The sequence below is a fragment of the Staphylospora marina genome, assembly GCF_003856495.1.
Lineage (GTDB): Bacteria > Bacillota > Bacilli > Thermoactinomycetales > Thermoactinomycetaceae > Staphylospora > Staphylospora marina.
In genome coordinates, this window is record NZ_CP034118.1 from 1930814 (window position 1) to 1947754 (window position 16941).

19 protein-coding genes are annotated in these 16941 nt (G+C 53.5%); 5 read left to right on the plus strand and 14 right to left on the minus strand.

Annotated elements, in window-relative coordinates; translation table 11 throughout:
* Positions 1-360 precede the first annotated feature (360 nt).
* From EG886_RS09555 to EG886_RS09565, 3 genes are all read right to left on the minus strand, one after another.
* Positions 361-1803 carry a site-specific DNA-methyltransferase gene (locus EG886_RS09555; RefSeq protein ID WP_164491765.1) on the minus strand — a complete coding sequence of 481 codons (1443 nt, stop codon included), beginning with the start codon at positions 1801-1803 and terminating at the stop codon, positions 361-363.
* A gap of 140 nt (positions 1804-1943) precedes the next feature.
* Positions 1944-3008, minus strand: a complete 1065-nt coding sequence (fni, locus tag EG886_RS09560; RefSeq protein WP_124727928.1) for a type 2 isopentenyl-diphosphate Delta-isomerase — start codon at positions 3006-3008, stop codon at positions 1944-1946.
* Between the two features lie 145 nt (positions 3009-3153).
* Complete coding sequence (locus tag EG886_RS09565) at positions 3154-3624, minus strand: hypothetical protein (RefSeq protein WP_124727929.1); 471 nt, start codon at positions 3622-3624, stop codon at positions 3154-3156.
* Between the two features lie 234 nt (positions 3625-3858).
* On the opposite strand from EG886_RS09565, the gene EG886_RS09570 reads away from it, so the two are divergent.
* A complete protein-coding gene (locus EG886_RS09570) occupies positions 3859-4290 on the plus strand; it encodes a DUF2243 domain-containing protein (protein ID WP_124727930.1) in 432 nt (143 codons plus the stop codon).
* Positions 4291-4440: 150 nt separating this feature from the next.
* On the opposite strand, the gene EG886_RS09575 is transcribed toward EG886_RS09570, so the two are convergent.
* From EG886_RS09575 to sigK, 5 genes are all read right to left on the minus strand, one after another.
* Positions 4441-5697: an MFS transporter gene (locus EG886_RS09575; RefSeq protein ID WP_124727931.1), complete on the minus strand. Its 1257-nt coding sequence runs from the start codon at positions 5695-5697 to the stop codon at positions 4441-4443.
* A gap of 214 nt (positions 5698-5911) precedes the next feature.
* Entirely contained in the window at positions 5912-6250 is a 339-nt protein-coding gene (locus tag EG886_RS09580; protein WP_124727932.1) for a hypothetical protein, read from the minus strand.
* A 461-nt stretch (positions 6251-6711) separates the two neighbouring features.
* The gene (locus EG886_RS09585; protein ID WP_124727933.1) at positions 6712-7218 is read right to left on the minus strand and encodes a type II toxin-antitoxin system death-on-curing family toxin; all 507 of its coding nucleotides are present in this window, start codon (positions 7216-7218) and stop codon (positions 6712-6714) included.
* Between the two features lie 4 nt (positions 7219-7222).
* Complete coding sequence (locus tag EG886_RS09590; RefSeq protein WP_124727934.1) at positions 7223-7477, minus strand: AbrB/MazE/SpoVT family DNA-binding domain-containing protein; 255 nt, start codon at positions 7475-7477, stop codon at positions 7223-7225.
* A 436-nt stretch (positions 7478-7913) separates the two neighbouring features.
* Positions 7914-8630, minus strand: a complete 717-nt coding sequence (gene sigK, locus EG886_RS09595) for an RNA polymerase sporulation sigma factor SigK (RefSeq protein ID WP_124727935.1) — start codon at positions 8628-8630, stop codon at positions 7914-7916.
* Positions 8631-8858: 228 nt separating this feature from the next.
* On the opposite strand from sigK, the gene EG886_RS09600 reads away from it, so the two are divergent.
* The 3 genes from EG886_RS09600 to bacA all read left to right on the plus strand — a co-directional run bounded on the left by EG886_RS09600 (position 8859) and on the right by bacA (position 11526).
* Positions 8859-9428, plus strand: a complete 570-nt coding sequence (locus EG886_RS09600; RefSeq protein WP_124727936.1) for an NUDIX hydrolase — start codon at positions 8859-8861, stop codon at positions 9426-9428.
* Positions 9429-9820: 392 nt separating this feature from the next.
* Positions 9821-10552, plus strand: a complete 732-nt coding sequence (locus EG886_RS09605) for a sulfotransferase family 2 domain-containing protein (protein ID WP_164491766.1) — start codon at positions 9821-9823, stop codon at positions 10550-10552.
* Between the two features lie 161 nt (positions 10553-10713).
* Complete coding sequence (gene bacA, locus EG886_RS09610) at positions 10714-11526, plus strand: undecaprenyl-diphosphate phosphatase (RefSeq protein ID WP_124727938.1); 813 nt, start codon at positions 10714-10716, stop codon at positions 11524-11526.
* 62 nt (positions 11527-11588) lie between these two features.
* Here bacA and EG886_RS09615 read toward each other — a convergent pair whose 3' ends face one another.
* Together EG886_RS09615 and EG886_RS09620 are read right to left on the minus strand one after the other, a co-directional pair.
* Positions 11589-11918: a hypothetical protein gene (locus EG886_RS09615; RefSeq protein ID WP_124727939.1), complete on the minus strand. Its 330-nt coding sequence runs from the start codon at positions 11916-11918 to the stop codon at positions 11589-11591.
* Between the two features lie 200 nt (positions 11919-12118).
* Positions 12119-13954 (minus strand): peptidoglycan D,D-transpeptidase FtsI family protein, encoded by a 1836-nt coding sequence (locus tag EG886_RS09620; protein ID WP_124727940.1) that lies wholly within the window; start codon positions 13952-13954, stop codon positions 12119-12121.
* A 377-nt stretch (positions 13955-14331) separates the two neighbouring features.
* Here EG886_RS09620 and EG886_RS14130 point away from each other — a divergent pair, with 377 nt between their 5' ends.
* Entirely contained in the window at positions 14332-14724 is a 393-nt protein-coding gene (locus EG886_RS14130; protein ID WP_420894170.1) for a GNAT family N-acetyltransferase, read from the plus strand.
* Here the strand turns inward: EG886_RS14130 and mltG are convergent.
* From mltG to ruvX, 4 genes are all read right to left on the minus strand, one after another.
* On the minus strand, positions 14675-15742 hold the full coding sequence (gene mltG, locus EG886_RS09625; protein ID WP_124727941.1) for an endolytic transglycosylase MltG: 1068 nt from the start codon (positions 15740-15742) through the stop codon (positions 14675-14677). The genes EG886_RS14130 and mltG overlap by 50 nt on opposite strands.
* Before the next feature lie 108 nt (positions 15743-15850).
* Positions 15851-16159: a DUF1292 domain-containing protein gene (locus EG886_RS09630; RefSeq protein ID WP_124727942.1), complete on the minus strand. Its 309-nt coding sequence runs from the start codon at positions 16157-16159 to the stop codon at positions 15851-15853.
* A complete protein-coding gene (locus tag EG886_RS09635) occupies positions 16156-16485 on the minus strand; it encodes a DUF1292 domain-containing protein (RefSeq protein ID WP_124727943.1) in 330 nt (109 codons plus the stop codon). Before EG886_RS09635 ends, EG886_RS09630 begins: the two co-directional genes overlap by 4 nt.
* On the minus strand, positions 16472-16930 hold the full coding sequence (gene ruvX / locus EG886_RS09640; protein ID WP_241154302.1) for a Holliday junction resolvase RuvX: 459 nt from the start codon (positions 16928-16930) through the stop codon (positions 16472-16474). The genes EG886_RS09635 and ruvX overlap by 14 nt, the downstream gene beginning before the upstream one ends.
* Between the last annotated feature and the right edge of the window lie 11 nt (positions 16931-16941).

Below are 16941 nucleotides of genomic sequence, written 5' to 3' on the forward strand. Positions count from 1 at the left end.
TTTTAATTTACTGCATTAACGAAATATTCGCACCTCTGTTTTTGTTATTCTCTATGATTTTATTTGTTCCTCCCTATGATCGAAAAAATTTCTTTCAATACCAACGAAAACCAGCAAACCAAGATTTTAAGATCATGGAATTCGTGTATATGTTTTCAAATTTTTGACCCGACAACGATCGAACCCATCAAAAATCAACATATTTGAATCAATGAATGGATCAACATGAAAAAATTTGTTTCGACGATAAAGAAAGATCACCGGCCGCAAAAAAAGCAACCGGTGAAACCTCAATCGGAACCGGATTTCGGATGGGTCCTCTCTTGCTTGCCGTTCAATTGAGAGCGCTGATCGCCGCCCTTACGGAGCATCGCCGCACCATCTTTCAAACCGGAATCCTGGTTCCTCCCCGATCCCTTGCTCCTCCATCCTGCGGATCACCCGACGCACCCTCTCCGCCGTGAGATCGGAAATCGTCGGAAACGGATCCAAACCGGTCGGTTCGGGAAGTTGAACGAGAATGAACCGGCGCTTGCCTCCGTCTTCCAGATTTTGTTCGAGCACTGCCTGAGCGGTCGTGCCCGAACCGGCAAAAAAATCCAATACCAAGTCATCTTCGCCGGTGGTGGCGATTTGGAGCATCCGGCGGATGAGTCTCACCGGTTTCGGACTGTCAAACACCCGCGGCCCGAGCAGTTCGGCCAGTTCTTCGCTGGCTTCATGATTGTGTCCCGCTTCCCGATGCATCCAGATGGTGGTGGGCGGACGCGTCGCATCGGGATTCATGTACTGTTTCGCATATGGTTGCCATCCCTTCTCCCCCTTCACCCATTCCACATTGCCTGCCGCCAGCTCCCGCTCGTATTTCTCCCTGGTCCACCGCCAGCACCCTTCCGTTCCGTCCGGTTTGACCGGCCAAACCTTGGTCCCGTCCGGCGCCGTGAGCGGAAAAAAGAATCCCGGAGCATCGCTTCTCAGGGAATGACTCCCTTCTTTTCGCAGGGAGCGCCGCCGGTAAGGGCGGCCGGCATCATCCACCTTGCCGAACTGGGACCGGTTTTGCCGGAACGGAAGCCGGTTCACCCGGGCTTCCGGGCCTCCGTAGACCAGGATGTAATCGTGATCGGCACTGAACCCCCGGGCATCCATGCGGGGGCTGTACACCTTTTGCCAGATGATCGTTGCCAGGAACCGTTCTTCTCCGAACACTTCATCCATCAACAGGCGGAGCCTGTGCACTTCATGGTCATCGATGCTGACGAAGATCATCCCGTCCGGTCTGAGCAACCGGCTCGCCAGGATGAGCCGGGGATACATCATGTTCAGCCACCCGGCATGCCGGCGGTCGACCGCATCCGCTCCATCCGTTTCGCGGGCGTGCCGTCCCCGGCTTCCCCGCTCCCGCCAGGAATCCTTGTAAATATACCGATGACCGGTGTTGTACGGGGGATCGATGTAAATCATCTTCACCTGCCCCGAAAGCTCCGGCTCCAACAGTTTGAGCACTTCCAGATTGTCCCCCTCGATGATCCGGTTTTCCGTCCGCTCCGGCCGGACCGATTTTTCAGACACAGGCACCAATCTCCCGGTCGGCGGCTGAAGTCCTTCCCTGAGCGCTTTTTGCTTGCCTGACCAGCTCAGTCCGTATCGCTCGCCCATCTCTTCACCCAGACACGCTTCCACAAGCCTCCGGACCCGTTCCGGATTCGTGCGCCGTTGTTCAAGCAGCATGTCGAGAAGCTCCCTGAAGCGGGGATCTTCGCTTTCTTCCCGGAAAGCCATTGCGGGAAATTGCTTGTACATGCCTGTCCCTCCGGTTCCCTCAATCATACAGATGAACATTTTTGCCGGCGAAAGAGGGATTCCTGCCGCGGTCTACCAGGAATCCACCGCCGCGGACGGACCCGGCGATTCCCCGGTCGGCAAACGCCTCGGCTTCCCCGTCAGAACGGCGGTTGCGACCCGGATTCATCCACATTGACCAAGCGATCCGAATTTTTCAGCTGCTCCACCGTTTTCACCCCGATGCCGAACATGGCGATCCGACATTCGAGCTCAATCTGCTTCATCCGGTTCATGACCGCCTCCGGGCCCCCGCTCCGCGCAGGACCCAAAAGCGTTCTGGCAAACCCGGCCAGATCCGCCCCCAGAGCCAGCGTTTTGGCGGCATCCACTCCGGTTCCCAAGCCTCCGCTGGCGATCAGGAAGGTGCCGGGGGCTTGTCTCCGCACGCTTTTCACCGATTCCGCGGTCGGAATGCCCCAGCCGTCAAAGGCATCGGCCGCCGCCGACAGCAAAGAGTCCCCCTGCCGGTATTTCTCCACCCGGATCCAGGACGTGCCTCCGGCTCCGGCCACATCGATGAAAGAGACGCCGGCATCGACCAGTTTCCGGGCCAATCTTCCGTCGATGCCCATGCCCACCTCTTTCACGCCGACCGGAACGGTCATTGCACGGCACACCGCTTCCAATTTTTTCAGCAATCCGCGGAAATCCGTGTCTCCGCCGGGTTGAAACACTTCCTGCAAGCTGTTCAGATGAAACACCAGGGCGTCCGCTTCCACCATTTCCACCGCCCTCCGACAATCCTCCACCCCGAACCCGGAGTTCAACTGCACCAATCCCAAATTGGCCAACAGCGGAATCTTCGGTGCCCATTTCCTCACCCGAAACGACTCCCGGCTCTCCGGCCGTTCCAAAGCCACCCGGAGCGACCCCAGCCCCATCGCCCATCCCCGCTCCTGCGCCGCCATCGCCAAATTGCGGTTCACCCTTTCCCCGCCGGTGGATCCCCCGGTCATCGAACTGATCAGAAACGGCGCTTTCAGCGGCTGACCGGTGGGCCCGAACCGCCATGCCAGCGAAACGTCGTCAAAAGAAATTTCCGGGAGAGCGTTGTGGAGAAACCGGTACCTCTCCAATCCGGTGGTCACGTGTTTCCCGACCACGTCCCGGGTCAGCACGATCTTGATGTGATCCTCTTTTCGCTTGCGGATGTCATCTTTCATCGTTGATCCATCGTCCTTTCCGTGGCCAAAAAAACCGGCCCCTTGCGCGCGGAAGATCATTCCTTCATCCATGATCTTCCCGCCCGGTGGCCGGTTATTCAAACGATTGGATGCTTTTCAAGAAGTTGCGCTCCCGATCCCGGATTCATGCCCGGAGAAGACGGGATGGTCGTTTCCATCGCTGAAACGCGTACACCATCCACACCGCAACCCATCCTGCCGCCATCCATCCGATGTTGAACAACAAGAGAGTCCCGCTCTTCACTTCATCCCATGAAACCTGCTTTTCCCCGTTGTTCAGAAAGACCGGTACGTCAGGCAACAACAAAGAAACCATCGCAAACTGCAACAAGAAGAGTGTCAAAACGATCATCGCGGATTGAAACAGGAAGCGGGACAAGCGCTTCTCAGCAAGCCGGACGATTCCACCGAGGCCGATCACGAACAGGAGAAATCGGCTCCCGATGCTCATCCATCCCCAATAGTCCACCATTCTTGTCCACTCAGGGGGTTGGGAATGTTCCCAAAACGACTCTCCCAACCACCACCCATACAGGTTGAACATCACCAGAGCCGCAAGAATTCCTCCGAGCACCATCCACTGATTCCTCGTCATGTTCTGCCCTCCCGCTCCTCTTTCACCTTTGACTCCGGGCGGAAACGGTGGCTGAATCGGTTCCGGAAGGAACCGGGCCGCCCGGGTCATTTCCGTTCAAGACGATGAGCATAACCGGCTGATCACGTTGGCGATCCCGATGCCGAAATGTCCATTCTTCCGGGTCTGAGGCTCACGGTTTCCGTCCATACTGGATCTTGGAAACAATCCCGGCACAAGGAGCTTGAGGATCTCATGAAACGAAACCGTACGTTTTGGGGAGCGTTCCTGTTCGGAATCGGCATGATCGGCATGCTGGACGGCATCATCTTTCACCAGATTCTGCAATGGCACAGCGTGTACATGGACACCACCCGCCACAACCAGATCGTCAGTGACGGACTGTTTCATCTGGCCGTCACTGCCGTGCTGTTCACCGGAACCCTCATCCTGTGGAAAAGCCGCACGCCCGGAGACGACCGCAGCTTCTGGGGAGGTTTTCTGGTCGGCGGAGGCCTGTTCAACCTGGTGGAGGGCATCGTCAATCACCACATCCTGCAAATCCACCACGTCCAGGAACACACCCCCGATCCGCTTCCCTACGATCTGGCTTTTGACGCCGTCAGCATTCTCCTTCTCCTCGCCGGTTGGTGGCTGTCGAGAAGCGCTCCTTCGACGCAATCGTGAGAGCTCCCTTCCCCCCTCCCCGGCAGCCGGGGAAAACGGCTACAGTAGTCAGTGATTCCCCGTGAGCCGCCGGAAGCCCCTGCCGGCACTTGTTCCGCCAGGGGGCCCATCGGCAGCAGGGAGTCACTTCCATGTATGCCTATTCATTTTTTATTGTACATTTCTCTCCGTCGAAGTTTCTGGCGTTTTTGTTCGCAACTTCAACAATCCCATAAAAACCAGTGCTACACATATGGCATAGATTCCCGCTGATATGAATACAACACGAGGATGATTTGCAAGGTTTAAAAAAGATCCCAAAAGCAAACCGGTCGTTAGCCCCGCTTCGGCCAGAGTTCTCCATAAACTGAACACCCTGCCGATCATCTCCCTCTTGGTATCTTCCTGAATCTTTGCCGGCATGGCTATATCCATCAATGGCAGCCCAAAAGCACAACAGAAACCAAAGGCATATGCCCAATACATATTTGATGCGGTTCCCAGAATTACAAAACCCGAGCCCACAATGGCAAAACCGATGCATACGACCACCGATTTATTGGTCATTTTCCATTTACCAATGGTCAGATTGGCAATCAGCCCCCCCAATCCAAAAGAAGCGATCAAGTAACTGTACGCGGAAGGGCTGTTTCCAAGCATTTTTGAAAGAGAAGGAATTCCAATCCAATATCCCAAAGCGTAGGCAACATTATAGAGGCCAAAACCGATCATGGTCAGTCCAAGGGATTTTTCTTTTTTTATGTATTGCCATACTTCGAATAGGTCTTCCGCAAAAGATTTTTTCGACGTTTTCGTTGTTTCTTCAGCCGGTTCAACATGGATGGGTTTTGCGGCTTTGACAAAAACAGCGGACAAAAGATAACTCAGAGCATCGATAACAAAAAGAACCGCAACCGGAACTATCTTTGTCAGAGTTCCTCCCCATGCAGGTCCCATGCTTCGTGCCACCCGCTTGGTTGTGTCGAGAAGGCCATTCAATCCTTGAAGACGATTTTTTTCCACAAAATCCGGAATCAAGCCCGAATAAGCAGGAAAACCAAAACACCTCGCTATACCGATCACCGCAGCCAATGAAACCAGGGAAGGAACCGTCAACATGTTGAAGATATACAGGACGGGTGCAGTCAACACCAACACTGAACAAATGGTATTCACAATCGTGATGGTCCGAATTTTATTCCAACGATCTGAATATACACCTCCCATGAGACCGACGATGAACAAAGGCGTTCGAGACGCCAGCATGACCAACGCAACATGATTCCCTGACCCTGACATTTGCAAGACCAGCCAAAGCAACGCTATTTCATGCAACTGGTCCCCCAACAAATTGGAAGTCGTACTGTACCACAATAACCGGACGTTTCTTTCTTTCAGAAGTTTTAAATAATGATACCTGTCTTTCATGGCATTTGATCCCTGTTTATTTTTGATGGTGATCAGACATTTTTAGAGTTGGAATCCTCATCAACATCGTCCGCTTTTGTGTCCAGCAACCGTTTCGGCGTGCACAGCCCCTGCCTGACAAGTGGCTGCAGGGAAACACCAACAAACACGCGGGGACTCCCCGTGAGCCGCCGGAACCCCCGCCGGCACACCGGCGGAGGGTTGCCGGTTTCCGCTACCCGGATGTCACGCAATCCACCGATACAGGTTTCTTTCCAATCTTCACTTTCATCTTCGTGCTCCCGCAAGTCACCTCATATTCGGAATCCTCGCCGACCATTTGCACCAATTGTCCCTGCCGATCCGTACGTACTTCCACCGGAACGGCTCCCACTTCTCCCTTCAATTCTTCAGGAATCACGGCAGTGATGCCAACCGAGCTTCCCGATACGGGCTTGCCTTGCAAATCGATGACCCGGACGATCAGGGGGACCGTTTTCCGCGAAAAGGACATGTCACTCTGACAACCCGTCACCATCAACAGACAACCGATGACCCATGCAAAGACCCGCATTTCCCACTCCTCCGTACATCTCGTTCGGTCCGTCAACACCGAGGATGATTTCAGATTTATCAATAAAATATTTTAATGGATTTCAACTTTTTTGGCACATCAAACTGTTTTCCTGATGAAACCCGCTCCACGCCGGTTGTTCCAAACCTGCTTCCCGTTCAATTAACCCCCTTGTCTGAAACGACAAGGGGCTCGCTTTCACGAAACCGCTCTCCACGGGAAAAGGGGGTTTCATGTGTGTCGGTTTCCGCTCAAATCCCGCTCGTCGATCATGCCCCCGTATTCAACCCATGCTTCCCCGGTTTCCTCCTGTCCGGTAAAAATTCGTGGAATCTTTTGATCAACGCCCGCTTGTCAATGCGTCGATGGTCGCCGCCATCATCAGTGGACTCACAGTTTTGAATGATCATTTCTTGGGCGAATGAAAAAACGCTGGCAGGGATTCGTCCCTCCAGCCTTTTTCATTCTATATGAAACAGCATCCAAATGACCGTCGCCAAGATGCGGGAGGCTTCTTCCCCTTTCAGCCGGGGGTCACCGGCGACGGCCACCGTGAATTCTTCGGCCAGCGCCGGCGGGAGTTGCTCCGGGTAAAATCCGTTCTTGTCCAAAAAATAGAGAAGGACAGTCAGTCCCGTCCGTTTATTGCCGTTGCGGAACACATGACCCTGAACGATGGATTGAAAGAGAGCCGCTGCTTTATGCCAGATCGTGGGATGCAGCTCTACCTCAAATGCCACCATTTGCGGGCGCCGGACCGCCGACTTCAGCGCATCCGGATGCAGTACTCCGCCGTTTTCCGGTTCATCGTATTGCCGCATGACTGCTTCATGAGCCAGCAATATCTCTTCCAGCGTCAGATAATTCACGTCGATGGGGACATCGGGCTTAGGTTCCAGTTCCTCCAACTGTTCCACCGCTTGCCGGATCAGACGGTCCACCAGGGATTTGGCTTCTTCATGATTCATGGGATCACCGATCTTTCAGGTTTTTCAAGGTCTCGTCAAAATCCCGGAAAATTTTCTGCATCGATTCAAAGAACCGAGGATCCACATTCGGCGGCAACGTTTGGGACGGCCGAATCAAAATGCCCTTGTCGCTTGGGATAAACTCCACCACATCCCCTTGCCGGATTCCGTACTGATCAGCCAGTTTCTTCGGGATTGTCACACTCAGGCTATGCCCGAGCTTGTTCACTTTGCGGTACTCCTTGGCCACTTCACTCATCCTCCCGTCTCCTTCCTGTTTACGATTTTCTTGTATATATAGTTTATACGTTTATACATGATAAGAAAAGCCTCAAGGATTCCATGGGGTTTGTTCGATGCGTTGTGCCACTTCACCGAAGACATCATTCAAGCCTCTAAGCAGAGCATTCCATATGACGCGAACACTTACTTGGAAAGATCAATAAACATTGCCCGGCGGATCTCGGATGTCCGTGTTTCCATGAAGAAAATTTATGTCGAACCGAAACGAAAAAACCGGGTGAAAACCCGGTTTGACATCGTTCTTCGTTTTGAACACGTATTGCAGCTGTATTGGATCATTGAAAGACCCGCCACACAAAAAATTCCCTCCTAAAGTCCACCATCGACCGTGATGAGTACCGTAAAGAGAATGACCATTTCGGCAACCGTTTTTGCGATACACTCCCCCGCATTCAACCCATGCTCCCCCGATTTCCTCCGCTCCGGTAAAATTCGTGGAACAGTTTGATCAACGCCCGCTTCTCGATCCGCGACACGTACGAGCGCGAAATATTCAGCTCCTTCGCGATTTCCCGCTGGGTCTTTTCTTTTCCGCCTCCCAGCCCGAACCGGTAGCGGATCACTTCCTGTTCCCGATCATCCAGAATGTGCAGATGGCTGTAGATCTTCTTCTTTTCGATCCGGGTCTGCACCAGATCCACCACTTCATCCCGATCAGTGCCGAGAATATCGATCAGGGTGATTTCATTTCCTTCTTTGTCCGTACCGATCGGATCCTGCAGGGACACATCCTTGCGTGCCTTTTTGAGCGATCGGAGATGCATGAGGATTTCATTTTCGATGCACCGAGCCGCATACGTGGCCAGTTTGGTTCCCTTGTCCGGCTGGTACGATTCGATGGCCTTGATCAATCCGATGGTCCCGATGGAAATCAAATCTTCGTTGTCCTCACCCGTGTTTTCGAATTTCTTGACAATGTGTGCCACCAGCCGGAGATTGTGCTCGATCAACCGGTTGCGGGCTTCTCTGTCCCCCTGCTTCATCAGTTGCAGGCACTTTTCTTCCTCCTCTTCCGACAGCGGATGGGGAAAAGCGTTGTTCTTGACATACGAAACAAAGATGAGCATCTCTTTCAACAGCATGAACAGGGCCGTCACCAGACCGGGCAAATCCGATGCACCTCCATCCCGGTTCATCCGCAATGACCATGACCATCCTATTCATGGGCTTTTGTCCGTGTTCCTGGAACAAGCGATGCAGACATCCAACACAGTGTATGACGGTCACCCGTTGTCTTATGGCGAAAAAAAACGGCCGCACAAAAAAATGCCGACTTACCGGAAAGATTTTGAATATGTATCATGTAATATCTTTTAACAATTTACGCTGATGACACGATGGCCAAGGAAGCCTTTCTGCGTCCCGCGATGCCCGATGTGTTGAAGCAGTGGCACATTCGTTTGGAACGATTGCAGCCCGAGCCGGATAATCTTGTATTGGATGCGGGATGCAACCTCGGGGATCTCATTGATACGATGTTTCGGGAGAAAGGAGCCATTCCGTTGAATAACGATCTGGCCTTTCGCTATGAGTGGAAATACAAAAAAGAGGACCTGAAATACTGTCCCCGTTGCGGTCACCGTTTCTCATTGGAAGACCTTCACATTCCCGACCAGCCCCAGCTGGTTTGCCACCGCTGCCGCTTCGTGTTCTACCTGGATCCCAAGCTGGCGGTCGTCGCGGTGGTCTTGAACCGGGAACGGACAAAGGTGCTTCTGCTCCAAAGAAATGAAGCCCCCGGGAAAGGATTGTGGGCATTTCCCGGAGGCTATGTCGAGCGCGGGCAGGATCTTTTTGAAACCATACAAAACGAGGTCAAAGAAGAAACAGGTCTGACAGTGAAAGTCGGCAAGATCATTGACACCCTTTCTCTGCCGGAAGATGGTCTTGTCCAATTAACCTACTAAGCCATTTCCGATCATGAAAAAGTCACCGTGAACATCGAGAGCAAAAAAGGTTGCTTCTTCAACTTTGATGAAATCCCTTGGGACAAACTTGCCTTTCCCTCAACCGAAAAACTGTTGCGTTTGTACACGGATGCCGTTCAGCCCGGAAATGACTCGCCAAATCAGGAAGTTTGATTGGGCTCCCCGTTTTGTTGACGCCTTCTCCATACATGCAGCATTCCACGTACGATTCCGGAGAAGGAAGCCGTCCGAACCTCGTTCCAAAAAACCGGGACACCTTCGTGAGAAAAATGTATGGTTCCTGGATCGTTCAGGCGAGTGACCGGTACACCCTCGTCAATGCCTCATATATTGTAACATCGGCCCCAACAGAACCAAAAAGGAGAGCCCAGATGAAACCGATCATCATCTTTTCGCACATCCCCAAAACGGGGGGACTGACGATGCGCCGCTTCCTGGATCGGCATTTCCGGCCCGGACAGATTTTCAAATACCCGGCGCATTCGGAAGCGCACAAGATCCGGTTGAGCGCCGCGCAAATCTCCCGAATCCGTTGCGTGTACGGGCATTGCCGATTCGGGGTTCACAAGCTGTTCAGGCGGCCATTCAAATATTTTTCGATGGTGCGGGATCCTCTGAACCGGATCATCTCCGCCTACTATTTCATCCGGTCCAGTCCGTCCAACCGACTTCATCACATGGTCAGCAACATGTCGCTGCATGATTTCGTCTTCTCCAACGACCCCTTGATCCGGGAACCCCTCTCCAATCACCAGACCCGGTTCATCTCCGGGATGAAGAACCCCGACTTGAAGGTGGCCTTGGAAAACATCCGCAAACACTACCTGCTCGTCGGATTGACGGAGAAGTATCCGGAATCGGTGTTTCTGCTCAATCGCGCGATGGGTTGGGCTCACCGGCCGTACACCCGGGAAAACGTCACCAAATCCCGTCCGAAGGATCCCCCGGTGACCCCGGAGATGATCGATCATATCAAGAAACAAAACCGGTTGGATTATGACCTGTATGCATACTGCCAAGAACGGCTGGAGTCCCGTCTGTCCGCCCTCTCGCCCTCCGAAAAAAGACAGCTGGCACGGTATGTGCGCATCCATGCGAAGTGAACCGGCCGGTTCTTCGGGAGTTGATCTTGAAGAACCGGCTTTTGCATGCCATCGTCAAAAAAAAGATACTTTTTGGTCGCGCCCCGGATGTTACAATGTATGCATGCCCCCATCAACCGAACGGGAATTGTCTCGAACCAGAAAGAAACGGAGTGACGAACATGAATTGGTGGGATATTTTCGTCGCCTTTGTGCTCGGCACGGTGGAAGGGTTGACCGAGTTCGCTCCCGTTTCATCCACCGGACACATGATCATTGTCGGGGAAGAATTGCTGCATTTCACGGGAGAGCGTGCCGCAACGTTTGAAGTGTTCATCCAGCTCGGCTCCATCCTGGCGGTGGTGGTGGTGTTCTGGAAACGCATGCTGAGCCTGATCGGCATCCAGGTGGGAGAATTCAAGGAATCGGAGAGCGGATCTCTCAGCATCGTACATATCTTGCTTGCCATGCTGCCGGCGGTGGTTGTCGGTCTGATTGCCCACGATTTCATCAAGGAAGTGCTGTTTTCCCCGCAACGGGTGGTCATCGGTCTCATTGCGGGGGGAGCGTTGATGATCCTGGCCGAAACGATCATGCGCAAGCCGACGGCGACCAGCCTGGACCACATCACGTACAAGCAAGCTTTCATCATCGGCATGTTCCAGCTGTTGGCCCTGTGGCCGGGCTTCTCCCGCTCCGGTTCCACCATTTCCGGCGGCATTCTGTCCGGCGCCGATCACAAAACGGCTTCGGAGTTCTCGTTTATCGTCGCCGTCCCGATGATGCTCGGGGCCAACGTCCTGAGCCTCTACAAGAGCTGGGACATTCTCGGCGCAAAAGACATTCCGCTGTTCGCCACCGGTTTTGTGGTTGCCTTCATCGTGTCGCTCTTGGCGATCAAGTTCTTCCTGCAACTGATCCCCAAGACCCGTTTGTTGCCGTTCGCGCTGTACCGCTTTGCAGTGGCTGGTATCTTCATCCTGTTCTTCCTGTAAAAAAAGAGCCGCCTTTCAAAGGCGGCTCTTTTTCATATGCAATGATTTCGTTTTTTCAAATATTAGCGGGAAAACGGATACTGGTTCGGAGTGACGTACGTGCCGGGGCCGGGGAATTGCGGTTGGGAGTATTGGCCGTGTCCCGAATACTGGCCGCCTTGCGGAGCGGGCAGAGCCTTCTGTTGTTGAGCTGCCTGTTGTTGAAGCTGCTGGCGGGCTTCCTCATCCAGACCTTCCATTCCGAACTCCTCAAGCACGCGTTCGACCAGTTTCAATTCGTCATTCACCACTTCATCCTGGTCGCGCGATTTCAGCAGCAGGTTCTGGTATTGGAGGAGTGCTTCCTCAATCAGGTCCAGTTCTGCCTTGGTCAGGTTCACGGTGATCTTCATCGTTTCTACTCCTTTGGATTTTCCTTTGCCTATCATATATGATAATCAGACAGAAATAACAAAACAACCAGAAGAAACTTCGATTGCCATAATGACACAACCCTGTCAAGCTGAAAAAGTCAGCCTCTTTCACCGCTTGCAAGCCGCGGCAATCCAAGTGCCTTCCGGTTGTTTCCTACTTGGTATTCTATTTTTTACTTCTATTTTCCTTTTATATTTGTCAAATTCTCTTTTCCATTCTCTGTTATTCCTTCTTTTTCCACTCGAGACAACTCATCCATGATCCGACGGAAAATCCGTTTGGCCTTCGGATCATCGGAATCGGTGATGTTCGACAGAACGACGGCGACGGAATAGCGGGGCTTTTCCCAAGGCCCGAACCCGATCATCCATTTGTTGTAAACCGGGTTCTCTTTGGTGCCTGTTTCGGCGGTTCCCGTCTTTCCGGCCAGATTCCACGCACCGCCACCCACGCTCCTGGCCGTTCCGTGCGTGACCACGCCGCGCATCATCATGCGGACGGCCCGCAAGGTGTCCTCCCGAATCGGCTTGGCTCCGGGCATGTAGTGATTGTCAAACTTCCAGATCGTCCGGCCGTCTTCCGACCGAATTTCCGTGACCAACCGCGGCTGCGGCGGACGCCCTCCGTGAAAGAGAGCCGTGACCAAATCGGCGGCTTGTACCGGAGTGACCCGGACGCTTTGTTGTCCGATGGCCGTTCGTACCAGTGCCCAAGGATCGTTCTTTTCCCTCTGTTCCTTGAAGATGACTCCACTTTGTTCTTCCGGGAGCTGGGCAAATTGCGGATCCTGGAACACCGTTCCTCTCCAGATGATTTTCTGCCCCAGGCCGAGCCGTTTGGCATAGGCCTCCAGCTTCTCGGCTCCCAGCTTGATGGCCACCTGCCCCATCACCAGGTTGCAGGAATTGGCGAAAGCTTGGGCAAAGGTTTGTTTCCCGTGTCCCTTTTGTCCCGAATCCCGCAGATTGTATTTCTCCCAGTGTCCGTCGCAATGAAACTCGGTGTCCGGCGTGACAATGCCTTCTTCAAGCGCGGCAATGGCCACCACCGTCTTGAAAATCGAGCCGGGCGTTTTCTCCGTCACGGCCCGATTGATCCAACCGTCCCCCGACTTGTTTCCGGATTCGTCCCCCTGACTGGCCATGGCCAGGATGTTGCCGGTGGCGATTTCCTGAACGATCGCCGCTCCGTCCTTGACCTGCTCGTCACGAAGAATGGTCTCCACCCGTCGCTGGATCTCCCTGTCCAGCGTGGTGATGAGCGTGTGTTCCGGAGTATCCCCCGCTCCCTGCCCCGTTTTGGTCCGCAGGGCGACACCGTTCAAAGGGCGACCGGTGTTGGTGGCCGTGTAGGCGAGCAGATTCCAGGCTTCACTGTGCAAAAAGGGTTCAAATGCCGATTCGATGCCGGAGATGCCCAACGGGGAATGGGCGCTCCATTTTCCCGCTTCCACTTCCTCCCCGAACCGCTTTTTCATCAGCTCGGGAGCCCGCACCACCTGACCGATCACTTGTTTGGCCAGGTTGCCGGTGGCGGTGCGACCGTCCGAAAGCACGGGAAAAATGCCCGGAATGGACAGCTTCTCCACCTGAAGACGCTCGTCCGCTTCCAACACGATCTCCCCGCCTTTTTCATCGGTGAGGATCACCGGATGCTCCAGTTCCGAAAGACGTTTTTTCAACCGTTCGGAATCATGGCCGATCAGAGCGGCCAGACGCCCGATTTTCTCTTCCCGAAGGCCGATCTGTTCCCGCGTCATGGGAAACGCCAGTATGCGCCACGTTCCTTCTCCCCGGAGCGGACGTCCTTTCCGGTCGAGAATCTGTCCGCGCCCGCTGTCGATGATGATTTCCCGATCCTGGTTTTCCCGGGCCCTCTCCGCAAGATCTTCCGGTGTGCCGAACCGGGTGAATCCGTGCACCGGCTCCACCTGAATGCTGTACAACCGTACCAGGATGACGGAAAAGCAACACGCAAACACGAAACTGATGAATGCCGCCCGTCCTCTTTTCATCGATCGCCCCCCGTTTCCTCTCCTTCCAGCTTCGACAGGAAGCGGGACGGGTATACTCCGGGAGATGGTCTCAGGGAAGCGAATCAATTTTCCGACAAATGAATGTTGTCAACCCCATCAAAACTTCATGGTGGTACCGAAAAAGCCGTCCCGTTCACCGCTTCTCCACGTTTTCTTCAACAAAACGACGGTTTTGTGCGGTCGAGCACCGGAAACATCTCATGGGGCCACTTCAGAAAACGGATTGAAAAAACGGAACAACCGGGGAATGATCTTTTCCGGAACGGATGCGACTTTCGCGTGAGCACTGTCAGGGCATTGTCGGATTGTCCGAAATGCGTGGGTGGGATTACGGAGAAACGGAGATTCTGCCGGCCATGGAAGCAGGATCATTCTTTGGTCATGTCAGTCCGGAAGGTCGGGTTGTATCCGCTTCTGCCGTCTTTGCATATGGTTCACGGCTTTCATCCCTGGGTCTCGTCATGGTGGATCCCGAATGGAGAAGAAGGGGATTGGCCACGGAGGCGGTGAGGCATTGCATGGGGATTTGTGCTCCATGGAGTTCCTCCGGTCATGGTCTCGGGAAAAGCAGATCTCCCGGACCGAAGCCGGCTCTTTGCCCTTGTCGGTCAGGCATACGGGTGACGGAAGTCGCCGGAGGACACGACAACACCCGCCCCCTGCGTGTGAAGGAACGGGTGTTGTCGTTCGAAGGGTCCGTCAGTCTCCGGACGCTTGGCGTTTGCTCCTGTTTTCCCGGCTCATATTGATGTACTTCTGGTGTTGTTGATAGTCTGAGGCAAAGTAATGCTCTCCGGACCCGTCTTCTTTGGTGACATAGAAATAGTAATTGTGTTTCGTGGGTTCCAACGCCGCTTTCAGTGCATCTTCCCCGGGACAGCCGATGGGACCCGGTGGCAAACCCTTGATGTGATAGGTGTTGTAGGGATGCTCCAGTTTGGTCATTTTTTGGGTGGGCATCACCTTTTGCCCCTTCATGCTGTAAATGTACACGATCGTGGCATCGATCTGCAGTTTGGGGTATTGGTTGCTGTTCAGCCGGTTGTAGATCACACCGGCGATTTTGGGAAATTCCGCTTTCACCTGGCCTTCCCGCTCCACGAGGGAAGCGATGGTCACCCATTTATCCACGGTCATGCCGCCGGGAACCTTGTTGTTCGCCAGTTTGTCGCGAACCTCCAGATTTTCCATCCGCTTGGCGAACTCCTCCAGCATCTTGTTGACAATATTTTCAGGTGTCTCATCTTTCCGGAAATAGTAGGTACTTGGAAACAGATACCCTTCCAGGCGATACGGCCGTTCGGGATGCTTGGGGATCTCCGTTTCAAAATTGTATTTGGGTTTTTTGTTGTTGAGCATATCCAGGAAACCTGCTTTGTCAAAGCCCGCTTTTTCCAGAATCTCCGCAATTTGACGGGCGTTTTTCCCTTCCGGAATGACCACTTTGACCGTGTTTTCATCACCGGAAGAGAGTTTGGCCAGGATGTCATCCAGTGATTCGTCCGGCAAGATTTCATAGTAACCTGCCCGCAGATCGGTCTTCCCCTTCATCTGGACGTAATAGCGGAAGAAATAGGATTCCCGGATCAGGCGTTTCTCCTTGAGAATTTTCCCGATTTGTTGAATGGAGGAATTTTCCGGAATTTCCACTTCCACCGGTTGGGTGCGTTTTGGTGATCCCAACGTGAAGTCAACGTAGAAATACCCCAACAGCGCCCATCCCGCCAGAAGCACCAGCGTGAAAAAGATGCGCCAAAACCATCTCATGCGTCAGACTCCTTTGAGAACACATTGTTTCAATTACACACCTTCGAAATCTTATTCTATGTTAGCATAGCCATCAAAAAAAAGGACGAGGGTATCCCCCCGTCATCATCAAGAATCATAGAAATATAACATTTCGTCCACGACTTCGGCAACGGTTTCCCATTCATTGTCATCATCAATTTCCATGGGAACTCCCTGTTCAATCCGGAACAGGCCCGCTTCGTCCGGGTGGTCGTCAAACGATTGCAAAATGGCATAATGACGGCCGGATGTCTCCAGTTCGCCGAGCACCCGGTAATGAACGGCGGATCCGTCCGGCAGGTGATGGACATACGGTTCGCCGGGCGACAGGGAATCGCGGAGACGGCGCACCTCCCTGACGCCCCGGTCGTCAGGGGAGCCCGAAAACGCCCTCAACCCTGATCCTCCGTCTCTCCCTCTTCTTCCTCATCCCAATCGGAAAAGAGGGTGTTGAACATCTCTTCCACCATGTCCCATTCTTCTTCGTTGTCTTCGTCGATCATTTCCAGCCGGAATTCGCCGCCGTCGTCATTGTAGCGGAATGCCAGCACTTCCTGATATTCTTCTTCATCGTCCTCTTCGGACTGCACCGGAGTGACGAACATGTACTTTTTGCCGGTATCGTTGTGTTCGAACGTGTAAAGGACCTCGAATTCTTCGTCTTTTCCTTCGTCGTTGGGGATGATGAGAATTTCTCTGTCCTGTGCTTCATGGTTGCTCATGATTTTTCCTCCTTTGCGCATCGAGAAAACCTTGGAGAATCCAGGTCGCCGCCAGCCGGTCGATGACCTGTTTGCGTTTTTTCCGGGAAACGTCCGCCTCGAGCAGGGTCCGTTCCGCGGCCATGGTGGACAATCGTTCGTCCCAGAGGTGAACGGGAAGACCATACCGGTTTTTCAGCGTATCGGCCACCTGCATGGAATCTTCCCCGCGGGGACCGATGGTTCCGTTCATGTTTCTGGGAAGCCCGACCACCACTTCGGAGACACGGTACTCCTCCATCAATCGGTCCAACCGGTCCAGCCAGTTTTCATCCCGTTGAATGACACAAACTCCCTGAGCCGTCCAACCCAGGGAGTCGCTGACTGCCACACCGATTCTCCGCTGCCCCACGTCAAGGCCCAAAACCCGGGAAGACCCCTCTATATCCATGGAAAACTCATCCATCCACGCAATTC

Excerpts from the sequence above, each read along its gene's own strand:
- EG886_RS09585 (WP_124727933.1), bottom strand. The coding sequence starts at position 7,218 with ATGAATCATGAAGAAGCCAAATCCCTGGTGGACCGTCTGATCCGGCAA.
- EG886_RS09605 (WP_164491766.1), top strand. The coding sequence starts at position 9,821 with ATGAAACCGATCATCATCTTTTCGCACATCCCCAAAACGGGGGGACTG.
- EG886_RS09615 (WP_124727939.1), bottom strand. The coding sequence starts at position 11,918 with ATGAAGATCACCGTGAACCTGACCAAGGCAGAACTGGACCTGATTGAG.
- EG886_RS09590 (WP_124727934.1), bottom strand. The coding sequence starts at position 7,477 with ATGAGTGAAGTGGCCAAGGAGTACCGCAAAGTGAACAAGCTCGGGCAT.
- bacA (WP_124727938.1), top strand. The coding sequence starts at position 10,714 with ATGAATTGGTGGGATATTTTCGTCGCCTTTGTGCTCGGCACGGTGGAA.
- ruvX (WP_241154302.1), bottom strand. The coding sequence starts at position 16,930 with ATGGATGAGTTTTCCATGGATATAGAGGGGTCTTCCCGGGTTTTGGGC.
- EG886_RS09570 (WP_124727930.1), top strand. The coding sequence starts at position 3,859 with ATGAAACGAAACCGTACGTTTTGGGGAGCGTTCCTGTTCGGAATCGGC.
- fni (WP_124727928.1), bottom strand. The coding sequence starts at position 3,008 with ATGAAAGATGACATCCGCAAGCGAAAAGAGGATCACATCAAGATCGTG.
- mltG (WP_124727941.1), bottom strand. The coding sequence starts at position 15,742 with ATGAGATGGTTTTGGCGCATCTTTTTCACGCTGGTGCTTCTGGCGGGA.
- EG886_RS09580 (WP_124727932.1), bottom strand. The coding sequence starts at position 6,250 with ATGCGGGTCTTTGCATGGGTCATCGGTTGTCTGTTGATGGTGACGGGT.
- EG886_RS09600 (WP_124727936.1), top strand. The coding sequence starts at position 8,859 with ATGGCCAAGGAAGCCTTTCTGCGTCCCGCGATGCCCGATGTGTTGAAG.
- EG886_RS09620 (WP_124727940.1), bottom strand. The coding sequence starts at position 13,954 with ATGAAAAGAGGACGGGCGGCATTCATCAGTTTCGTGTTTGCGTGTTGC.
- EG886_RS09555 (WP_164491765.1), bottom strand. The coding sequence starts at position 1,803 with ATGTACAAGCAATTTCCCGCAATGGCTTTCCGGGAAGAAAGCGAAGAT.
- EG886_RS09635 (WP_124727943.1), bottom strand. The coding sequence starts at position 16,485 with ATGAGCAACCATGAAGCACAGGACAGAGAAATTCTCATCATCCCCAAC.
- EG886_RS09575 (WP_124727931.1), bottom strand. The coding sequence starts at position 5,697 with ATGAAAGACAGGTATCATTATTTAAAACTTCTGAAAGAAAGAAACGTC.
- EG886_RS09565 (WP_124727929.1), bottom strand. The coding sequence starts at position 3,624 with ATGACGAGGAATCAGTGGATGGTGCTCGGAGGAATTCTTGCGGCTCTG.
- EG886_RS14130 (WP_420894170.1), top strand. The coding sequence starts at position 14,332 with ATGGAAGCAGGATCATTCTTTGGTCATGTCAGTCCGGAAGGTCGGGTT.